This is a genomic window from Desulfosporosinus sp. BICA1-9 (assembly GCF_000802135.1).
Map to the genome: position 1 here is coordinate 1 of NZ_JUEE01000199.1, position 18,644 is coordinate 18,644.

The 18,644-nt window shown below is 40.9% G+C and carries 18 protein-coding genes, 3 pseudogenes and 1 riboswitch; of the genes and pseudogenes, 5 read left to right on the forward strand and 16 right to left on the reverse strand.

All coding sequences use genetic code 11. The annotated features are described in order from the left end of the window. From JL57_RS24485 to JL57_RS24500, 4 genes are all read right to left on the reverse strand, one after another. Positions 1 to 485, reverse strand: a 485-nt coding sequence (locus JL57_RS24485; RefSeq protein WP_034144553.1) for a CBS domain-containing protein, incomplete at its 3' end; no start/stop codon positions are given. Positions 486 to 968: 483 nt separating this feature from the next. After that, a complete protein-coding gene (locus JL57_RS24490) occupies positions 969 to 1,421 on the reverse strand; it encodes a GNAT family N-acetyltransferase (protein ID WP_034144554.1) in 453 nt (150 codons plus the stop codon). 1,102 nt (positions 1,422 to 2,523) lie between these two features. Next, positions 2,524 to 5,178, reverse strand: coding sequence for a translation factor GTPase family protein (locus JL57_RS24495; RefSeq protein WP_034144555.1), 2,655 nt, complete (start codon positions 5,176 to 5,178; stop codon positions 2,524 to 2,526). 55 nt (positions 5,179 to 5,233) lie between these two features. After that, positions 5,234 to 5,494: a hypothetical protein gene (locus tag JL57_RS24500; protein ID WP_034144556.1), complete on the reverse strand. Its 261-nt coding sequence runs from the start codon at positions 5,492 to 5,494 to the stop codon at positions 5,234 to 5,236. A 500-nt stretch (positions 5,495 to 5,994) separates the two neighbouring features. On the opposite strand from JL57_RS24500, the gene JL57_RS24505 reads away from it, so the two are divergent. Next, positions 5,995 to 6,987 (forward strand): tyrosine-type recombinase/integrase, encoded by a 993-nt coding sequence (locus JL57_RS24505; protein WP_034144557.1) that lies wholly within the window; start codon positions 5,995 to 5,997, stop codon positions 6,985 to 6,987. A gap of 107 nt (positions 6,988 to 7,094) precedes the next feature. On the opposite strand, the gene JL57_RS35440 is transcribed toward JL57_RS24505, so the two are convergent. After that, positions 7,095 to 7,583 carry an alpha/beta fold hydrolase gene (locus JL57_RS35440; protein ID WP_291300522.1) on the reverse strand — a complete coding sequence of 163 codons (489 nt, stop codon included), beginning with the start codon at positions 7,581 to 7,583 and terminating at the stop codon, positions 7,095 to 7,097. 32 nt (positions 7,584 to 7,615) lie between these two features. After that, positions 7,616 to 8,239: a hypothetical protein gene (locus JL57_RS35445; protein ID WP_291300523.1), complete on the reverse strand. Its 624-nt coding sequence runs from the start codon at positions 8,237 to 8,239 to the stop codon at positions 7,616 to 7,618. 652 nt (positions 8,240 to 8,891) lie between these two features. Between JL57_RS35445 and JL57_RS24515 the strand changes: the two genes are divergently transcribed. Beyond that, positions 8,892 to 9,428, forward strand: a complete 537-nt coding sequence (locus tag JL57_RS24515; protein ID WP_034144558.1) for a DUF4256 domain-containing protein — start codon at positions 8,892 to 8,894, stop codon at positions 9,426 to 9,428. Between the two features lie 160 nt (positions 9,429 to 9,588). On the opposite strand, the gene JL57_RS24520 is transcribed toward JL57_RS24515, so the two are convergent. The 10 genes and pseudogenes from JL57_RS24520 to dapA all read right to left on the reverse strand — a co-directional run bounded on the left by JL57_RS24520 (position 9,589) and on the right by dapA (position 16,060). Further along, complete coding sequence (locus JL57_RS24520) at positions 9,589 to 10,227, reverse strand: MBL fold metallo-hydrolase (RefSeq protein WP_045691701.1); 639 nt, start codon at positions 10,225 to 10,227, stop codon at positions 9,589 to 9,591. A gap of 78 nt (positions 10,228 to 10,305) precedes the next feature. Then, positions 10,306 to 10,383: pseudogene (locus JL57_RS36615) on the reverse strand (DNA-binding response regulator); the annotation flags it as partial. Between the two features lie 13 nt (positions 10,384 to 10,396). Then, positions 10,397 to 10,543, reverse strand: a pseudogene (locus tag JL57_RS24525) (3-hydroxyacyl-CoA dehydrogenase NAD-binding domain-containing protein); the annotation flags it as partial. A gap of 34 nt (positions 10,544 to 10,577) precedes the next feature. Continuing rightward, positions 10,578 to 11,363 carry an acyl-CoA dehydrogenase family protein gene (locus tag JL57_RS24530; protein ID WP_034144559.1) on the reverse strand — a complete coding sequence of 262 codons (786 nt, stop codon included), beginning with the start codon at positions 11,361 to 11,363 and terminating at the stop codon, positions 10,578 to 10,580. A 77-nt stretch (positions 11,364 to 11,440) separates the two neighbouring features. Further along, positions 11,441 to 11,578, reverse strand: a pseudogene (locus JL57_RS35450) (enoyl-CoA hydratase-related protein); the annotation flags it as partial. 122 nt (positions 11,579 to 11,700) lie between these two features. Beyond that, positions 11,701 to 12,471, reverse strand: coding sequence for an enoyl-CoA hydratase/isomerase family protein (locus JL57_RS24535; RefSeq protein WP_034144560.1), 771 nt, complete (start codon positions 12,469 to 12,471; stop codon positions 11,701 to 11,703). Between the two features lie 18 nt (positions 12,472 to 12,489). Continuing rightward, complete coding sequence (locus JL57_RS24540) at positions 12,490 to 13,221, reverse strand: enoyl-CoA hydratase/isomerase family protein (RefSeq protein ID WP_045691698.1); 732 nt, start codon at positions 13,219 to 13,221, stop codon at positions 12,490 to 12,492. Positions 13,222 to 13,811: 590 nt separating this feature from the next. Next, positions 13,812 to 14,312 (reverse strand): hypothetical protein, encoded by a 501-nt coding sequence (locus tag JL57_RS35455; RefSeq protein WP_291300524.1) that lies wholly within the window; start codon positions 14,310 to 14,312, stop codon positions 13,812 to 13,814. Between the two features lie 27 nt (positions 14,313 to 14,339). After that, on the reverse strand, positions 14,340 to 14,708 hold the full coding sequence (locus JL57_RS35460) for a hypothetical protein (RefSeq protein WP_291300525.1): 369 nt from the start codon (positions 14,706 to 14,708) through the stop codon (positions 14,340 to 14,342). A 476-nt stretch (positions 14,709 to 15,184) separates the two neighbouring features. Then, positions 15,185 to 16,060, reverse strand: a complete 876-nt coding sequence (gene dapA, locus JL57_RS24550) for a 4-hydroxy-tetrahydrodipicolinate synthase (protein ID WP_034144561.1) — start codon at positions 16,058 to 16,060, stop codon at positions 15,185 to 15,187. Between the two features lie 266 nt (positions 16,061 to 16,326). Continuing rightward, positions 16,327 to 16,501: riboswitch (Lysine riboswitch) on the reverse strand. Positions 16,502 to 16,890: 389 nt separating this feature from the next. Here dapA and sfsA point away from each other — a divergent pair. From sfsA to JL57_RS36620, 3 genes are all read left to right on the forward strand, one after another. Further along, entirely contained in the window at positions 16,891 to 17,577 is a 687-nt protein-coding gene (sfsA, locus tag JL57_RS24555; RefSeq protein ID WP_034144562.1) for a DNA/RNA nuclease SfsA, read from the forward strand. 600 nt (positions 17,578 to 18,177) lie between these two features. Then, positions 18,178 to 18,585 carry an IS200/IS605 family transposase gene (tnpA, locus tag JL57_RS24560; protein ID WP_034144566.1) on the forward strand — a complete coding sequence of 136 codons (408 nt, stop codon included), beginning with the start codon at positions 18,178 to 18,180 and terminating at the stop codon, positions 18,583 to 18,585. Positions 18,586 to 18,591: 6 nt separating this feature from the next. Further along, on the forward strand, positions 18,592 to 18,644 hold a 53-nt coding region (locus JL57_RS36620; RefSeq protein ID WP_366557086.1), incomplete at its 3' end, for a helix-turn-helix domain-containing protein.

Genomic DNA, 18,644 nt, shown 5'->3' on the forward strand with positions numbered 1-18,644 from the left:
AAGAGAATCTCTGCTCCTTTATTAAAAAGGTATACAGAACCCGTTTTATCGAAAGCAATAATTGCATGACTAACTGACTGCAACACAACTCTAAGTTCATTTCTAGTTTCTTCCCAAGCCAAGTTAACCTTTTTAATTAGCTCTACTCGGGACAGAATTCCCGTTAATTTCATATTTTGATCCAAAACAAGCATGCGTTCCATATCCTGAGTGCAAGTGTTTGCTATTTCCTCAAAGTCAGAATTTTCTTCCACTGTTGCTGGCGGATCATCCATGAATTCCTCTACTTTTGCTGTTGGGGAATAGCCAGATAAAAAACATCCCAATACCTTAGAAATCGTAATAATCCCAACAATGTCATCGTTCACCCCCACAACAGGCGCACAATTAACATCGTGGTCTAGATAAATACTGCTTGCATCAGCAAGACTTTGATCAGATCTAACTGTGTAAGGGTTACAAACCATTACATTTTTAACCTTCATTGTAACTTCCTCCTTGTAAAATAGACTCTCGGAATTCGCCGAGGCGGTTGTCCGTTATTAAAAATCCTTTTCCGTCTTAAGAATTACCCTCGTTTATCGCGAATTTCCAGCTCATTTTCCATATATCTGCCATTCCCACCCCCTGAATTCCGAGAGGCTATTAAAGAATATGATAATACGTACTTTCCTACAAATGTGCATTAATAAACTCCAACAACATCCCTTCCAAATCCGGGCATGGACGCCCGTCTCCCGCATGGTCTGTCGCCTAACGTCCCGAGGGTTTGCGACGTCGGGTTACTACATTCATATCCTCTCCGATGTTACAAACCCTCTGTTAAGTGATGCAGTCGGCTTGTAAGACTAGCTATTATTTTTCATTGTGTCTTTAACAATAGTTCCGAAATCAGCTGGTAACATAATACCATTTGAGAATTTAATCTATTTCAAACTGTGCATAATGGCTAGCGATTTCTAACCTCTTTAGAGGTTTTTCTTCATGCAAATACTGTTAGTATTTTCTGTATATGGCTCATAGTTAGCTATAGTATAATATCCACAACTCTTATACAAATTAATTGCTTCATGTTGTTTTATTCCTGTCTCCAAAACAGCATATTTATAGCCTCTGCTTTTAGCTATTTCCTCTAATTTGCTTACTATTAGTTTTGCTAATCCCTGTCCTCTTTGGTCATTTACAACAAATATTCGTTTTAATTCAACTGAGTGACTATCCTGTTCTTTAAACGATCCGCATGCAACGGGAATTTTATCTCGATATATAATTACTACATTATTTATTTGGGCAACTTTGTTATGTTTTTCATACTGTTTCTGTAATTCTCCGTATCTTCTATAAAGATCATCATCTAATAAACTTATTAGTTTAGCAAAATCATCATTCTGGCTATCCGTCTTTAGAATATCAACGTTCATCTTAGACTCCTAACAAATAAAAAATATTAATTCAGGGAAATTGTGAATGCTCATTTTATGAGGTCGCAAATGTCACATAATTCAGTTAGCACCGAAATCTAGCAATGTATCATCTAAATCAAATAGTAATATTTTATAACTCATTTTTTCGCTCCCCACAAAATAAATATCCGTAACTCTTTTATCCTACAATACGAAATAGACATAAAGATATTATCCTAGAAAATCCACGCATGGACGCGAGGCCTTTGACGTACGGGTTCGTATAAAGATGGATTCCCGGCAGGTGTCGCAGGTCCCTCCAATTCCATAGGGTGTACATGACACATGTCAGGAATACGCCCTTATTCATGAATCTGGTTTGAAACATTGACTATTGAAATTATATACGAATTACTGGCAACTGTACAAATATTAAAGAATCTTCGGGCCCACCAAAATATCCTTCGTTAAAGCCCCATTTAGTGTACATAGTGCAATTGATGCTAATAAAGGACTGTCTTTTCATGATGTCAACGGGCATCATGAAAAGACAGTCCTATCTACGACTTCTCTTTCGACCAGACCGAAGGTTTTACACTCTAAAGTCCTATAATTGATTATCTCAACTTCACAATCAACATCTCTTCTGACCTGTATTCCCGGGTGGTTCCTCGACGTAAAATTTACATGAACACCCTTCTTCAGAAGTTAGCTGCCAAACAATTAACATAAGCTGATGTATTTTTAAAAAGATGATCCGTACTTACGCGGCAGTAAGCACCTACTCTAAGTCGTTCGACTCTTCTACCGTTTTCATCACAACCCAAAAATGATGCTTCAATGTTCGTATTTTTTTCATGTTACTCCTTTCCGTGTCACAATTAAGAAGCGAAAGTATGCTGGAACATGTTTGTAATAAAAAACATCACTGACCTGGTCTCTCCCAGGTATAGTGACCCTTATTCATAATCTTGTTCCTTTTTGACATATCTAAATTATTCGTCAAAAAATAATAGTTTACCTGGCTACTATATGTGGAGGAGCTTGGAAATCCACGCCCTTCCCTTTTGCAATCGAGCGCATACTTTCCTAAGCTTATAAAAGACATAATTTGTTTTCTTTAACTTTCATCTTCTTTTCTTTTCTTAATCAATTCTGCCATCTGCTGTTTTGCTTCTGTAGGCAATGCATCTAATAGGTAATTACGATCTAATCCCTGTATTTCCTGATATTCTTGCTTTAATCGTTCATTAGCCCCGTCGATCTCAACCTTCAGTTCTCTGGCGGATAATAAGGCACATCCTGCCCCCCTGATAATGAGCTGCTGTAAACCGTCTGACGTTGCAACGGTGATACTATACTTTTTTTGATTATCATGGGCAAATTTTTCAATATACTGGTCAGCCGTTTGTGCCTCCTTGGTATATACCATGTGGATATTATGATAGTCGATGACTTCCTCAAAATGCCCCTGAACGCGGTAAGCATCAAACACTGCGATAATTTGACATCTTCGAATCCCCTGAAAATTACTGAGAGTATCCAGCAATTTCATTCTGGCGCTGTCCATATTGTCATCTACAAGCTCTTTCAGTTCAGGCCAGGCGTGGATAATATTATAGCCGTCCACAAGAAGATACTCTTCTTTGCTTTCCTTCTCTCTGCTGACATAGGTAACCGGTTCATAATAACTGTCGCGGGCTGTTTTGCGTTTTTTCCAGGCAGACTTCTTCCCTTGGTTGGCGTAGAAGGTGTTATTGATAATTTGGTCAATCTCCTCTAAACTGATCCACCGCTCTTCAGTGTAGGAGGCGTTTGGGGCTGTTTCTCCCGGCAAATCGTCTTTTTTCTGAAGATAGCTTTCAACATGCATGTACTCCTTTATGGCATCCCAATCTACCAAAAAGCCGACCCCATGGGCACAAAATACAGAACCTGTCGGATTTTCTAAGTCTCTTTCCGAATCATATCCGATGCTTTCTATGACCTCTGACCCATTATGGCATGGTTCGTACCCTTTCAGGCTGCAAAAGAGCCTGCCAAGACCTTTGGTATAGGCAACTAACTCTTTCTGATAATTTCTCATGGTGACAACAGGGGCACTCCCCTCAAGAACCGCCATCTCGCCATTTGTTTGTGTTATTTCGCAGGTGCCATGCATTTTCTCAATGTCAGTCATGGCTCTGCCTACCATTTTCTCAGGCAGTTCCAGCTGAAATGCATAAAACGGCTCCAGCAATATGGATTCTGCCTCCTTTAAACCCTGGCGCACTGCACGGTAGGTAGCATCTCTGAAGTCACCCCCGACGGTATGCTTATTGTGTGCTCGACCTGAGACCAAAGTGATTTTCAGATCCGTAATCCCTGACCCTGTTAGTACGCCTTTATGGGCTTTTTCTTCCAGATGGGCTAAAACAAGTCTTTGCCAGCTTTTACTTAAGTTATCCTCACTGCATTCTGCCCCAAATTGCAGACCGCTTCCCGGCTCACTCGGCTCCATTAACAGGTGAACCTCCGCATAATGCCTTAGTGGCTCAAAGTGCCCTACCCCTTCTACGACATTAGCAATCGTCTCTTTATAGACAATCCTTCCTGAATCGAAGGCCACATCAACACCAAAACGGCTTTTTATAAGGCTCTGCAGAATTTCAATCTGCACCTCTCCCATAATCTGTGCCTGAATCTCCTGCAGCTGCTCATCCCAGACAATATGAAGTTCCGGCTCTTCTTCTTCAATCTGACGTAACTTAGGAAGTATCACTCTTGGGTCACAGCCTTCCGGCAGAATAATCTGATAGGACAGCACGGGTTCCAATATTGGTGTATCTGAAGCTTCCTCGATCCCTAAACCTTCTCCCGGTCTGGTTTGGCTGAGCCCTGTTACAGCGCATACAGAGCCTGCCACTGCCTCGTTCACTGCCTCGAATTTCTGTCCGGAATAGATACGAATTTGATTAACTTTCTCTTTCCAGATGCTATTCGTTAAAACATCTTTCACCTTGAGTCTTCCGCCTGTAACCTTCATATAGGTAAGGCGGTTCCCCTGCTCGTCTCTTGCTATTTTAAATAGTTTAGCCCCGAATTCATCGGGGTAAGAAGGTATCAGGGCATACTTCACAATGTCCTGCATAAATTGCTCAACGCCCTCTAATTTTAAAGCGGAACCAAAAAAGCACGGAAAAACTTTGCGCTCCGTGACAGCTCTTTTAATCTGCGAAGTTGCAATATGTCCTGTTTCCAGAAAGGTTTCCATCATTATTTCTTCACACATGGCCAATTGGTCATTGAAATCCTCCGTCAGCACTTGTCCAAATTCAATACACCCATCATCCAGCTGCTTTTTCAGTTCTTTCATTAACTTGTTCTTATCTGTCCCATTCTGATCCATCTTATTGACGAATAAAAAAACTGGTATCTGATACATGTCAAGCAGCCGCCATAATGTTTTGGTATGCCCCTGTACCCCGTCCGCACCACTTATCACTAAAATGGCATAATCCAGCACCTGAAGTGTTCTCTCCATTTCAGCCGAAAAATCTACGTGTCCCGGGGTATCTAGTAAGGTAATCTGAGTCTCCCCTATTTCAAATATGGCCTGCTTGGAGAAAATGGTGATTCCTCTTGCTCTTTCTAGCTCATAGGTATCTAAATAAGCATCCTTTTTGTCCACCCTTCCCAATCGGCCAATTTTACCGCTCAGATAAAGTAGACTCTCAGATAATGTCGTCTTGCCCGCATCCACATGTGCTAATATTCCAATCACTAATTTTTGCATAATCTATTTCAAATCCTTCTGGTTGTCTGTTTCTAAAAATCCAGCCCGTTTTGGCCTATATTAACTTACCTTGGATTCTTTGCAGTTTGAGTTGATCCAACTGATAGTGCTTCGACTTTACCCAACGATCATTATTACTCCGATTAAACGTCCCATTCGCCTTATACTTGTTCGGATTAGTTGCTCGGCGACTTCGATCCATTTTCCGCTGCAATTGCCTGATTTTCCGATAAGGAGTCTCTATCTCAGGGGCCAGTTCTAATAAACTGACCGTTTCTTCGGCGGGTTGTCTCCGTTTTTGACATTTTTTGTGCACTTTGATACTCTTTACTCTCAACCATTAAGCGATAGATAGGTATTTGTCTCTAATTTGTTCATCTTTGCCTGTATACTTTACAGTAGATTTTGCTTTAGTTTTTGATCCGACATTTAGGTTTAACTTTTCCATTATACATAATTATACCCCCTATCTTAAAATTCCTTTTTCAATCAAAATACCAATAAAATCATCACACTCAGTAGCAGTATAAATAAACTCACTTAGTTTGATATACATATGTAAGAGGAGACGGAATATCTGTCAGAATCTGATCTTTGAATTCCTTTAAAGCCTTTTTGGATTTCTTTGTCAAGTCCTTTAGACTTGTATCGGACAATTTGTGACTTTTTAACTATGCGCTAAAACACTCTTTAGTATATAGTTGTCATTTGTTATATTACTATAATATAATAGCGATATCATCTTTTACGTTACGACTTACTCCTTGTTGCTCTTTGCTATATTCATTCTATTTAATTCACAGGAGGCTAGGTTTAATGAAAGATAATAATGGATTTACTTCTTCTATCCTGCCCCATTTTGCACAAGATTTCATAAATCACCTTGCTGTCATCAATAAGTCTAGAAATACTCAATATGCCTATACCAATGAACTCCGTTTGTTCTTTCAATTTCTTTGTGATTCCATGCCTACCTTCCCCTCTATGCCCGTAGACATAGGTTTATTTCTTATGGATAAAATCGGACATCGTGACATAGAAGCCTATTTGAGCTGGGCTAGTATGGAACGTAATAACGGGGTGCGTGCACTTGCTCGCAAACAAGCAGTAATAAAATCCCTTTATCGATATTTACTACGTGAGGATATGGTTTCTAAAGATGTTACCATCAAATTAGACCCTATTAATGTCAACCAAAAGCTTCCTAAAGCTCTTGAGCCTAATCAGATTGCTGATCTTACTGACGTTTTGCAGAATGGTATTGGTTTGTCTAAGGAACAGCTCAAATATCATGCTTATACAGAAAAAAGGAATTACGCTATATTTCTTACCTTTATCGGTACTGGATTACGCTTATCTGAGCTATGCAGTCTCAATCTCAGAACAACTTATCTCAATAAAGGCTACTTTGAACTTATTCGCAAAGGAAGTAAAGAAACCGTCGTATACTTTAATGCAGAAATTTCGGAGGCATTGAATGATTATCTTCAAAATGAACGACCACGTTATGCTCAGGGCAAATCAGAAGCGTTGTTTCTTTCTATGCAAGGAAAACGTATTAGTACCAGAGCAGTACAAAATCTAATAGCAAAATATATGGCGATTCTTAAAACATTGGGCCATAATACAGACGGTTTTAGCGCTCATAAAATGCGTTCAACGTTTGCTACATTACTACTTCGCGAAACGGATAATCTTGCCATTGTACAAGACGCTTTAGGACATGCCGACCCCAGAACCACGAGGATTTATGCTAAGGTTCTAGATGAACAGCTTAAACGGTCAGCGGCATTAATTAAGTTTAAGTAAGAGATTTATTATTCAGGACACTGACTTTATTACAACCTCAGAACCAAACTCCCTATGCCTTTAGCTCTTTTTGACTCCAAAGGCGATTTGCTTGTATTTTAAACCGTCTATTTTGTGTCGGCAAGGTTGTTCACTCCTACCAGTACGTCCTCCTGCAAAATATGTTGCATTTTTTTGGGTTCTTCAAACAATGGACTGTGAGCAGATTGTTCAAACGTGTAAAATCCTTTCATGGGCACCTGTAGTTCCTCAAAATAATCCTTTGCCAAAGAGTAGGATACCGTGTAATCATATATGCCATGAAAAAAGTAGACAGGAATATCCAACCGCTGTACCTTCTTAGTCAAATCCGTGGCAACCAGCTTGTTCCATAAATCGTAGGTTTTTGTAGTTAAAAATTTGCCGCGCCATATAATTATCTTTTCGCTGAGGGTATACTCCCTGTGTAGCATTATAGGTAAAAAGACACCACTGATTACAGATTTCATCTTATGCGTAGTGCCAATGCCAAGCTTGTGCATCGGTGCGTCACGCATGGAATAGTATGAAGGCATGTTTATCTCACTGATAGAGTATTTCTTAAACTCTTGCAACATTCTTTTGTCCCCAAGCCTCGTAAACTGTTCAATCATATAGTTGTATGCCAACTTTTCTGATTCGAGCTGATTTGAGATCTGGGCCACGGCAATGTAGGCGTTGTACAACTCCGGTGCTCGTGCCGCCGCTTGGATGCCAATAAAAGACCCCCCGAATGCCCCATGAGGTAAATCTTTTCCTTTCCAAAGTGCTTGCGAAGGTAATTTGTCACTTCCAGTGTGTCGGATATCAATTGCTCGAATGTCATGGTCTCGGGTAGAATATCGGAACTATAGGAAAGTCCGGCGCCTCGCTGTTCCCACCAGCAGACAGTAAAATAGTTCTCAAGAACTAAAGGATATCTCCGACTAACCGCATATTCGGGCATACCAGGACCCCCATGCAAGAAAAGTAATACAGGCTTCGTTTTATCCTTACCCTTGATAAACATCCCCTGCTCCACCCCATTGATATTGATAAGGATTTTTTCCGAAATGCTACCTGCCAGAGGCCTTCCGTTTTCATCTAAGAAAGGTTCAGGTTTTCCGGGACTGCATGCCAGCAGTACTCCCACAAGAATAAACATACAAATAAGTAAAACAGCAGGTATGATCAGCATAATACGTACCACCCTTCGTACAAACGATTTAACAAAAGTTGTTTTCCTATTTGTCATTTTTGCTCCTCCATATATGCCAAAAAGCTAATGCTTTTTTAATTACAATATCACCCAAATTATTCCACTATAACCTTTCTATATTTTCCTCGCATATCCTTCCTCTAGTAAATATAATCCAATATTATCGTTTCCACGTGCGTTGTTACGTTACTTCATTGTTAGTTTTGCTAACTGCTTATCCAGTCTCTTAAGGAAAATCTGGGACCCACCCACTTCCTGGTTACTTGGTTTTTCTGCGAATTTAATAAAATAATTTTAGGAGGGTTTAAGTTTGGATAATGCTAACTTGATTATAAAAAATTGAGCATAAGTTTCAAGACAAAAAACAATAATGATTAATGTATGGTTTTAGCATTTGAATTGGATATTCAGACGTATTATATTTAAAGAAGGTATTTCCGCAACAACTTTGGATATCCTCCCATTTTGGAGGTATATCCGCATTACCTTCGGATATCCCGGAGTTGAACTAAACCGATATGCGGTAGCTATAATTCAGTTATAAACGATACTTATCTACTTTATAGGAACAATAACCAAGAAACTGTAAAGGATGGTATGTTACAGTTACGAAGCAAAATGAAAATGGACTTAGAACTCAAGGGGTTTAGTCAAAGCACTTAGAGAACATATAAGGGGGAAACTAACTATGTCAAACGTAGCACTACTTGGAGCATTGCAATCCCGTTTTGAGAAAAACACGAACCGCCATAAAGGTCTTGAATGGACTAAAGTACAAGCAAAGCTGGAAACTAATACTGAAAAACTGAGGTCACTCAATGAAATGGAAAGAACTGGCGGTGAACCGGATGTTGTTGGTCATGATAAAAAGACGGGCGAATACATTTTTTATGATTGTTCAGCAGAAAGTCCTAAAGGTCGCAGAAGTGTTTGTTACGACCGTGAAGCGCTGGAGTCAAGGAAAGAACATAAACCAGAAAATAACGCTATTGATATGGCTGCTGCCATGGGCATTGAGCTTTTAACGGAAGAACAATACCGGGAGCTGCAGAAACTTGGAAATTTTGATGCGAAAACATCGAGCTGGGTGAAAACACCTGCTAATATTAGAAAACTCGGCGGGGCCATCTTTTGTGATCGTCGCTACGACACTGTCTTTGTGTACCACAATGGAGCAGAATCCTACTATGCTGCCAGGGGTTTCCGTGGCTCGCTTAGGGTCTAAATTTGGACTTTGAATTTTTGCATTTAATTCGGACACAGGTAAAGTATCAACGTATGCGGTCCCCAGTAATACACTCTGTGCATCCCCAACACGAATGAGTTAACTCCAAGTCAAGCATATTCTTTTAGAAGTATGGTTGTGTAATCGCTACACGTTGGTATCAATGCGGGAGGACCCACGAAGCTCCCACTTCCTGAATAGCCATCTTTTCCATTTGACCGGCGGCAGCCTGACGAAAGCGAGTGATTGGCTCTTCCATAGGCTCATTGGATAGTTTAAAAGTCCCCCAGTGTTTTCCCTCAATGGCTTTCACATTTACCCCTGCTAAAGACTTGCTATCTCCCCAATGCATTTCCTCTAAAGAATTGAATTTCATGCCCTGCCATAGAGGAGTTGTATTTTTGGCAGTGACTGCAATTGTATCTGGTGACTGCAGTTGACGCAAAGTGGGATAGTCGAAATGATCCGTGTGGGCATGAGAGATAAGTAACAGATCGACAGGACCAACTTCCTCGCCCTTTAATGCAGCTGATATATAACGACTTGGCCCAATCGTTTGGTCACCAAAGGGAATAAGACCAATACGAGAACCCAATGCCGGATCAATAATGATCTTTGTGCCAAAGAAATTAATTAAAAAACTGGCATGACCAAGCCAAGCGACGGTAACTTCGTTCTCTGACCACTTGTCAGGAGTCGGGCGGAGTCTGGCCTTGGTTGCTTGATGCTCAACCTCCTCACCGTTAGCTAATAATTTACCTGTCGGTAGTATACTAAGTCCACCTGCAACAGAAAGCATCCCTAATAGTCCTAATCCGATAACTTCCCGTCTGGTGTATTTTTTGTTTGACAGAAGGTTAGTTAGTTCTTGCCTCCGCCCAAGTAAACGTTCATACCGGGCTAGATGTGCTTTAACACGGGCCATTAATTCTCCCGGGATGAACGGCTTGGTTATCTCCTTTACTTAAATTCTTCACAATGACCTCACGGGCTTTGATCAATACTTCCCTGCTGATGTCGTTAAGTTGGACTTGATATCCTCCCTGGGCACAAACCTGAGCTATTCCACGACCCATTATACCGGAGCCAATCACTGTTACTAGCTTGATTTCCATACTTCCTCTTCTCCTATTCACTCACAAATGTGATCTAGATGGCATACTCTTTAAGCAATTGAGCGGCTACAATCCCTTTCTGAATTTCCGCTGTCCCTTCATAGATCCTGGTGATGCGTGCATCACGATAATATCTTTCGATGGGCAACTCCCTCATATAACCCATACCACCGAAGACTTGCAGGGCTTTGTCAGCTACCCGGCAATAAGCCTCAGCAGCATAGTACTTGACCATAGCTGCTTCCTTAATCACTTTCATATCCACTATAAAAGCCGTAATCCCTTTGGATCCTTTAGCTTTGTCGGTAACTGCCATTACAGTGAAGACACCGGCAATAGGGGCGTTGGTAATAAAATGTTTGGTCCCATTGAGAACATAGCGGTCACCTTTCAATTCCGCTTTAGTACTGATATTCGAGGCGTCTGATCCGGCGTTGGGCTCAGTTAAGGCAAAGGCTCCTATTTTCTCTCCAGAGGCCATGTCAGGAAGATACTTTTGCTTCTGTGCTTCAGTTCCCAAATCCACAATTCCAACCGAACCGATCCCGTTATGGGCTCCAAGCAAAGTGGTAAAGCCATTGTTAGTTCGGCCAAGTTGCTCGAAAACGAGGCATTTCCCGACCATGCCAATGCCGGTTCCACCATATTCTGCTGGAATGCTCAGCCCAAATAGGCCCATTTCTTTGGACTCGTTAATTATTTCATCCGGTATCCGATCTTCTTCTTCGATCTGCTGACCACGGGGATCTACTTTCTTATCAACGAAATTCTTGACGACTTTGCTCAACATTTCCAGTTCTTCGGAGAAACTAAAATCCATGTCTTCACTCCCTTTTAACCTTTTCGTTGTCCTTCGACTTAGGTTAGGTCTCCAGGATTACCGAAGGTCCAGCTCTTTTAACGTCCCTGAAAGTTTGGCTTACGCTTTTCTAAAAACGCCTGTATCCCTTCCTTTTTGTCTTCCGTAGCACATAAAATGCTAAAGCATTTATTCTTATACTGCAGGCCGGCTTCAAGGTCCATGCGCAAACCTTTCACGGTAGGCATCAGCAAATAGTTCTTTCTCACCTTTATCCGGGAAATCGCCATATTTTGTTTGCCCTGCTCCCACTATAGCTACAGGCTTCATTTTTTTATCTCCTCCCACACTACTCCGCTTAGCAACATTTGAACTCTGGTTTCCTCTTTTCCAAGAAGGCATTAATCCCTTCGAGGTGATCAGCAGAGCCAAACACAACTGCTTGCCCTAAACGCTCTAAGGCCTGGGCAGTGTGCATATCCACATCTACCCCGTTATTGATCACAAATTTTGCTAACTGCAAGACAAGGGGACTTTTTTGCGCCATTTCCCGTGCCATTTGCAAAGCGGTTTCCATCAGGTTGTTAGGATCAACCACCATATTAACCAATCCGATTCTTTCTGCTTCAGAAGCGCTGATTATTTTCCCCGTAAAAATCATCTCTTTGGCTTTTCCCAGTCCAATTAAACGCGTCAGACGCTGGGTGCCACCTGCTCCCGGCAAAATACCCACATTAATCTCTGTCTGACCGAATTTAGCGGTGTCACAGCAAATTCGGATATCGCAGGCCAAGGCCAACTCCAGTCCCCCACCAAGAGCATAACCATTAATAGCTGCTATAGTTGGCTTATTGATAGTGGCAACTTGATCTACAATCCTTTGGTAATCAGCCCGGAAAGTAGCAGCCACGTCACGTTCCTTCAACGCCTTCAAATCTGCACCTGCCACAAATGCCTTGTCCCCAGCCCCGGTGAGTATGATTACCTGTACCTGGGGATCATCACCTAATTCCGTAAAAGCATCCAGCAGCGCATACCAAGCCGATTGGTTAAGTGCATTTCTAACTTCAGGCCGGTTAACGGTCACTATACCTAAACGTTCTTCTCGTCTGACCTCGATTTCAGCCACAGTGACTCCCCCTATTTCTTATTGACCAAAATTTGGCTTTCTCTTTTCCAAAAAAGCTCTAACTCCCTCTTGAAAATCTTGGGACATAAAACATAAGCCCTGGGCGTAAGCTTCTTCCTCAAGTATCTGATCGAGGGTACTTTCTAATGATCTATTGATGATTCCTTTTGCTAAACCATTCGCCAGTGCCGGTCCTTTAACCAATTTCTCTGCCAGCTTCTTTACTTCCGTATCAAGATCACTTAGCGGTACAACCCAATTTACTAAGCCAATTCGTTCCGCTTCTCTGGCATCAATAATCTGCCAGGTAAAGATTAATTCTTTTGCTTTTGCTAGGCCAACCCGGCGAGGCAAGTAATATAGTCCTCCCAAATCAGGAACCAGGCCGAGTCTTCCGAAAGGTTGGCCAAAAGTCGCTTCTTCAGCAGCAATGATAAAATCACAAGCCAGCGCCAAGTTGCAGCCTGCTCCAATGGCCGGCCCATTAACAGCGGCTATTACCAATTTGTTCATCCCATTAATGCATTTAATCAGCCTGCCGACCTTTTGCATTCTCGCCCTGCCTTCGGCCGGGGTAAATTCTTTGTTCATTGCTTTGATATCACCGCCGGAACAGAAAGCCCTGCCTCGACCAGTAATGACCACAACTCGGACCTCGTCATCCTTTTCTGCCGCTAGCAATGCCTCCAGCATCTCTTCGCGCATATTGATATTTAGAGCATTTAAGCTCTCCGGGATGTTCAGCTCAATGGCAGTATATTTCCATCCTTGTTAACTATTATCTTTTTTTCCATGGCGTCCTGTCCTCTCGTAAAAAATTATCGATACTCCCAGTTTACAACCCTTAACACAGCACTTCGTTCTCTAGGGGGGCACATTTATAGAGAAATTTTACTGATAACTGCATAACATTTGAAGCCTATTTTTCGAGCAATAATTGTCTTCATAATTTCTTTTCCTCCTTGTTTCTTATGGTTTAATTTATCTAAACTAACATCCTCTGTACTCGGGTATTCTCCACCTCCATTCTAGGGCTTCGATAAACCTCCAAGTAGAACCCCTAGTTCATGATTCACATTCCAACGTCAATCTTCCTCACTATCTTAGGTCGATCTTTAACTTCTTTTTTGGCAACAGTATCTTGCATATAATACCAATAATGAATTACCCCAACCAATGGAACGAGTGGATATTTATAGTAATCTAAAAATTTTAAATATTAAGACATTTTTTTATAGACTATAGCATTATTTGATAAAATCTGACTAAGCATGACTTTGTTTTATTTACTTGTGCGTCATCAATAATGTGATTTTCAATTTACTCTATAAATTTTTCCTTTACCGTAAGAGGCCGCTCGATGATCTCGTAGGCGGTTTTGAAGATAGTATCGGCGGCTTCGAGGTGTGCTTGTAACAAAATCTCCTGCTTGCTCTTATAGTAATTTCAGATCTATACTTCATCAGATATAGTCGTCTTAATTCATCAAAGCCAGAATCCGGTTCTCTCAATAACACAGCAACTTCATTTAAAACTATCACTTGAGCAGATGGAATGTTTTTTACCTCCATGCTGGAATCCGAGGTAACCGGTGGTTGTTCCCAATAAACATGCTCATTGCCTAATACGGAAGCTAAATCATGGCAGAGTACACTGAGAATGGGATGTGCTCCCCACCATTCCGGAACACCATAACTAGAAGGATTTAATTTATCGTCCTTATACCGGAGCCATACATCTCCAGAAAACTCAAACTGTTCCGGAGAGAAGTCCACCATTTTCCTATCCGGATCAACAAGCAGCCAGCGCTGTTCAGGTTCATGCCAAACTTCGCAGATCACATGATAGATATGATGCTCCGGGTAAAGTTATTTGGTGAAACCATAACGAACCCGGACCGGGATACCCCGGTTCTTCAAAATAGAGGCAAGCAGGATCGAATGATACCTGCATGACAAAATTAACCGTTCTTCCGGTTTGCGGTTATAAACCAGGCCTGCCGAATTATAGCTGAGCAAGCCGTTCAAAATCGATTCTACAGTGGGATACTTCTCATCTTCATTTTTTCTTTCCGGCGGCATTTGCTGACGATAAAGCGGCAAATCAGCAATAGGATGAATTAACTGGGATTTAATGAATTGGCAAAGCTCCTCGAGAGAATCAGAAATTCCTGCATACATTTTTTCCTTCGAACCTGGATCGGTATAGAATCCGTAGCGTTTATAAAATTCCAACATTAACCTCTCTCCTTGTTTTTACTCACCAAAAATTAAATTGCAAAAACAAATACACTAAAACAGATAATTGGAATTTAAAAACAAATTCCATAGTTAAAGACAATAAGATTGCCCTCCATTTTAAAATTGTGCAAATTTGAACTTTTATAGCTTTCTACAAAATTTAACCAATTCCTTTAGAAGGCTAAATATTTTCTCATAAAGATGCTGTAAGATTTACTTTTCGGTAACGGAGGATATATCAAGGCCTATTAGAGCAGTTATGAAAACATGGTGATTCTCCTTTCATGTTGAAAATAGCTAATGACGGAAGCTATTGATAGTGTTTTTTTCGATTTCGTGTGTCAAGACAGACGATCGTCGCATTACAGATAAACACTCACCTTTTTACTCAAAAAGGTGAGTGTTTATTTAGGGGCTGGGATAGACTTAACAAGGAAGTGTATTGACTGGCATCAGTTGATGGATAAAGGCTATTAACCTTTAATTTGGCGGTATAAATCATCTAGAAAAGCTTTTTCTTTTTCGATAGCATCGACCAAAGGTAGTCTAACTCCGCCAGCCTTAATCCCGTGATACTTTAACAGGTATTTGATCGGTACAGGGTTTGTGGTAACGAAAATTCCCTTGAACATGGGAAGAAGCTTCAAATGCCATTTCAAAGCCGTTTGAGTATCCCCCGCAAACCACGCGTCGAGCATGCTTCTCATTTCGTCACCAATGACGTGTCCTGCAACGCTGATGATACCAGTGCAGCCCAAAGCCAGCATCGGCAAAGTTTGAGAGTCATCGCCGCTATACATGGCAAAGTTCTCAGGCAGAATGCGTTTAAGTTCGCTGACCTGATCCATCATTCCGCACGCTTCCTTAAGTGCTGTTATGTTGGGAATTTCGCTGAGTCTGAGCACAGTTTCCGGGAGCATATTGACGGAAGATCTACTCGGGATATTGTAAAGCATTAGTGGTAGCGGGGTCGCAGCGGCTATTTTACGGAAATGCTGATATAAACCCTCTTGTGACGGTTTGTTATAATAGGGTACGACCGCCATCAGCCCGTCTACTCCGACTGCTGCAGCTTTTTTGGCTAACGTTACACTTGCCTCAGTCGTATTTGAGCCTATTCCGGCAATTACGACAGCCCGTGATCCAACGGTCTCTTTAACCACCTTGAATAATTCGATTTTTTCTTCAGTTGAAATTGTCGGAGACTCCCCAGTTGTCCCTGCGACGACAATACCATCATTCCCATGTTCAACCAAGTGTAAAGCTAAATGCTTTGCTTCTTCATAATCAACCTCTAAACACTCATTCATGGGTGTGACCATAGCAGTTAGAATTCTTCCAAATGACATATTCCCACTCCTTACTTCTTATTACTCTTAATATAATTTTGCTTTATTAGAGCGTCTAACTTATCAGCTTAGGTTTTATCAGTATCCAGCCAGATTAGTTCTATTTAAGGACAACCCCCACCAACTACGATACGTTTGCCATGATAACCTCCATACTATGTGTTAATTTTTGTTACAAAACATAAAAAACAAGGCGTAGATTAAACTAACGCCTTGTTTTAAACAAAATTAAATAATTAAAAAAATTAATAATTAAATAATGCACACAAAACGATAGCTCTTCACCGAAAAACGGTGACAATTCAAGGACTCTTAATCCGGGAACCAGGCATGGATTTAAGAGAAATCCACCCTTCGGAGCCATCCCCTTTCGCTAAGGATCAAAGGTTTCTCTCCAACCTCATCTTAGCTACTCTTGTTTGACCCACCTCTATCTTCTGTTATTCAACTAGTTTGATTATAGCGAAAATCAGCATGATGTGCAATCGTTTATTTATTTAATTTGGTGTATACTTCCAATAGATCATTATCCTATTCAGTAGGATCAGCGATACACTAACTCCTAAACTAAAGACCAGCTTCTTGTACTTGTGGAACCTGATACAATATTATAAAGGTAATCTACCCCTTGCTTAAAGGGATATTTCTCAAATTACTCCTGATGATCTGTCGTAAGTCAAGAAAAATGCTAATACAGTTATAAACCCTTAGATCACAAAGGGATGGGTCTGGAATGAAGTAGAACCAGAAGTACCTTCTTTGTATTCTCATTCTAGAAAAATTAAGACTATCAGGAAGGCCATGATTTATTAGATAAAGGGGGTCCAAGATTGAAGTATACATCCGTTAAAGTTGCTAAATTTATAAGACGGCCAAATAGATTTATTGCTCATGTGATAGTTGACAATAAGGAAGAAATTGTTCATGTTAAAAATACGGGACGGTGCAGAGAAATACTACAGGAAGGAACTACGGTGATTTTGGAAGAAGCAAAAACCTCGATGCGGAAGACAAAGTACTCAATTATAGCCGCATATAAAGGAGATGTCCTGATCAATATCGATTCACAAATCCCCAATATGGTTGTATATCATGGTATAAAGGAGGGGAAAATCAAGGAAATTCCTTATGTTACAAAGCTGTCCAAAGAGATTGTATACGGTAATTCAAGATTTGATTTGTACTTTGAAACTAAAGATCAGAAAGGGTTTATAGAAGTAAAAGGAGTAACACTTGAAACCGAAGGTATTGCCATGTTCCCAGATGCTCCTACTCAGAGGGGCTGTAAGCATATTTATGAAATGATCAAAGCTGTTGAAGAAGGGTATGCAGGTTTCATTTTCTTTCTCATCCAGATGAAGGGCATAAAATATTTTACACCTTATGAGTTAAGGGATCCGGACTTTGCTAAGGCGCTGAAGCTTGCAATTGAAAAAGGAGTGACGGTCCTGGCCTATGATTCTATAGTCTATGAAGACGAGATAACCATAGGAACTCCGGTAGAAGTTCGTTATTGATAAACGAAACATTATTTATTAAAATTCATACTACAACCGAGCAATTGAATATTGGTCCTTATTCCCTCGTCCCAACTGCATCCTATTTCAACTTAAAGGCAAGAATATCTCCACCCGTACCCCACGCTTACTTCGATTTGTTGCGGATATCCTCCCCCCGTGTTGATCAAGGATACGGTGCACAACGGATAATTCAACTTCCACACGAGATAAAAGTGGCTGAGGATTAAATCCTCGGCCACTTTTATTGTCTAAACGAAAACCACCTGCTATGCAGGTGGTTCCAAAAAGCTTTAGCTATGAGTAGCGTTTACGGGTGAGCCAGTAGAAAAGAACAAGAAAAAATAGCCCCACAACCCCTTTAGGGGTAGTTCGGGGCGGAGTGCGGTTGGCGGAACTTTCAGTAAGCCTTTAGGCTCAGCCTGTACCCAGCCCTTATAGGGCTAGAGCAAACCACCCGCTGAGCGGGTGGAAGTGATTCATGAGGCTATATGAAATTTACCACTTGTTGCCGTAAAGCCCCTAGTTTCAACTATGGGGATATAAGGCAATTCTAACATTTTGTTGTATTATATACATACGTTTAGTATAATATTAAGTATGGAAGTAAAATACAAATCTAACAACAACATTGTTTACTCATGCAAGTACCATGTGGTTTGGTGTCCAAAATACCGCAGGAAAGTTTTGGTCGGTCAAATTGAAGTTTGCTTAAAGGAGTTGATAAGGGAGATATGCGAAGAACTTCAGTCTGAGCTAATAGAACTGGAGATTATGCCTGACCACGTGCATCTTCAAATTGAAGTAGATCCTCAATTCGGGGTTCATAAGGTGATCAAAGCGATCAAAGGAAAAACGTCGAGAATACTTAGAAAGGAATTCAAAGAACTCACCACTAAATTGCCAACCTTATGGACTAATTCCTATTTTATTTCTACCGTTGGTGGTGCGCCGTTAGCTATTGTGAAGCAGTATATCGAAAGTCAGAAGGTTTCTGAAAGAAGGTAGCAATCGTTGCATAAAGCCTTTAAATTTAGACTGTATCCCAATAAGGAACAGGAAGTTCT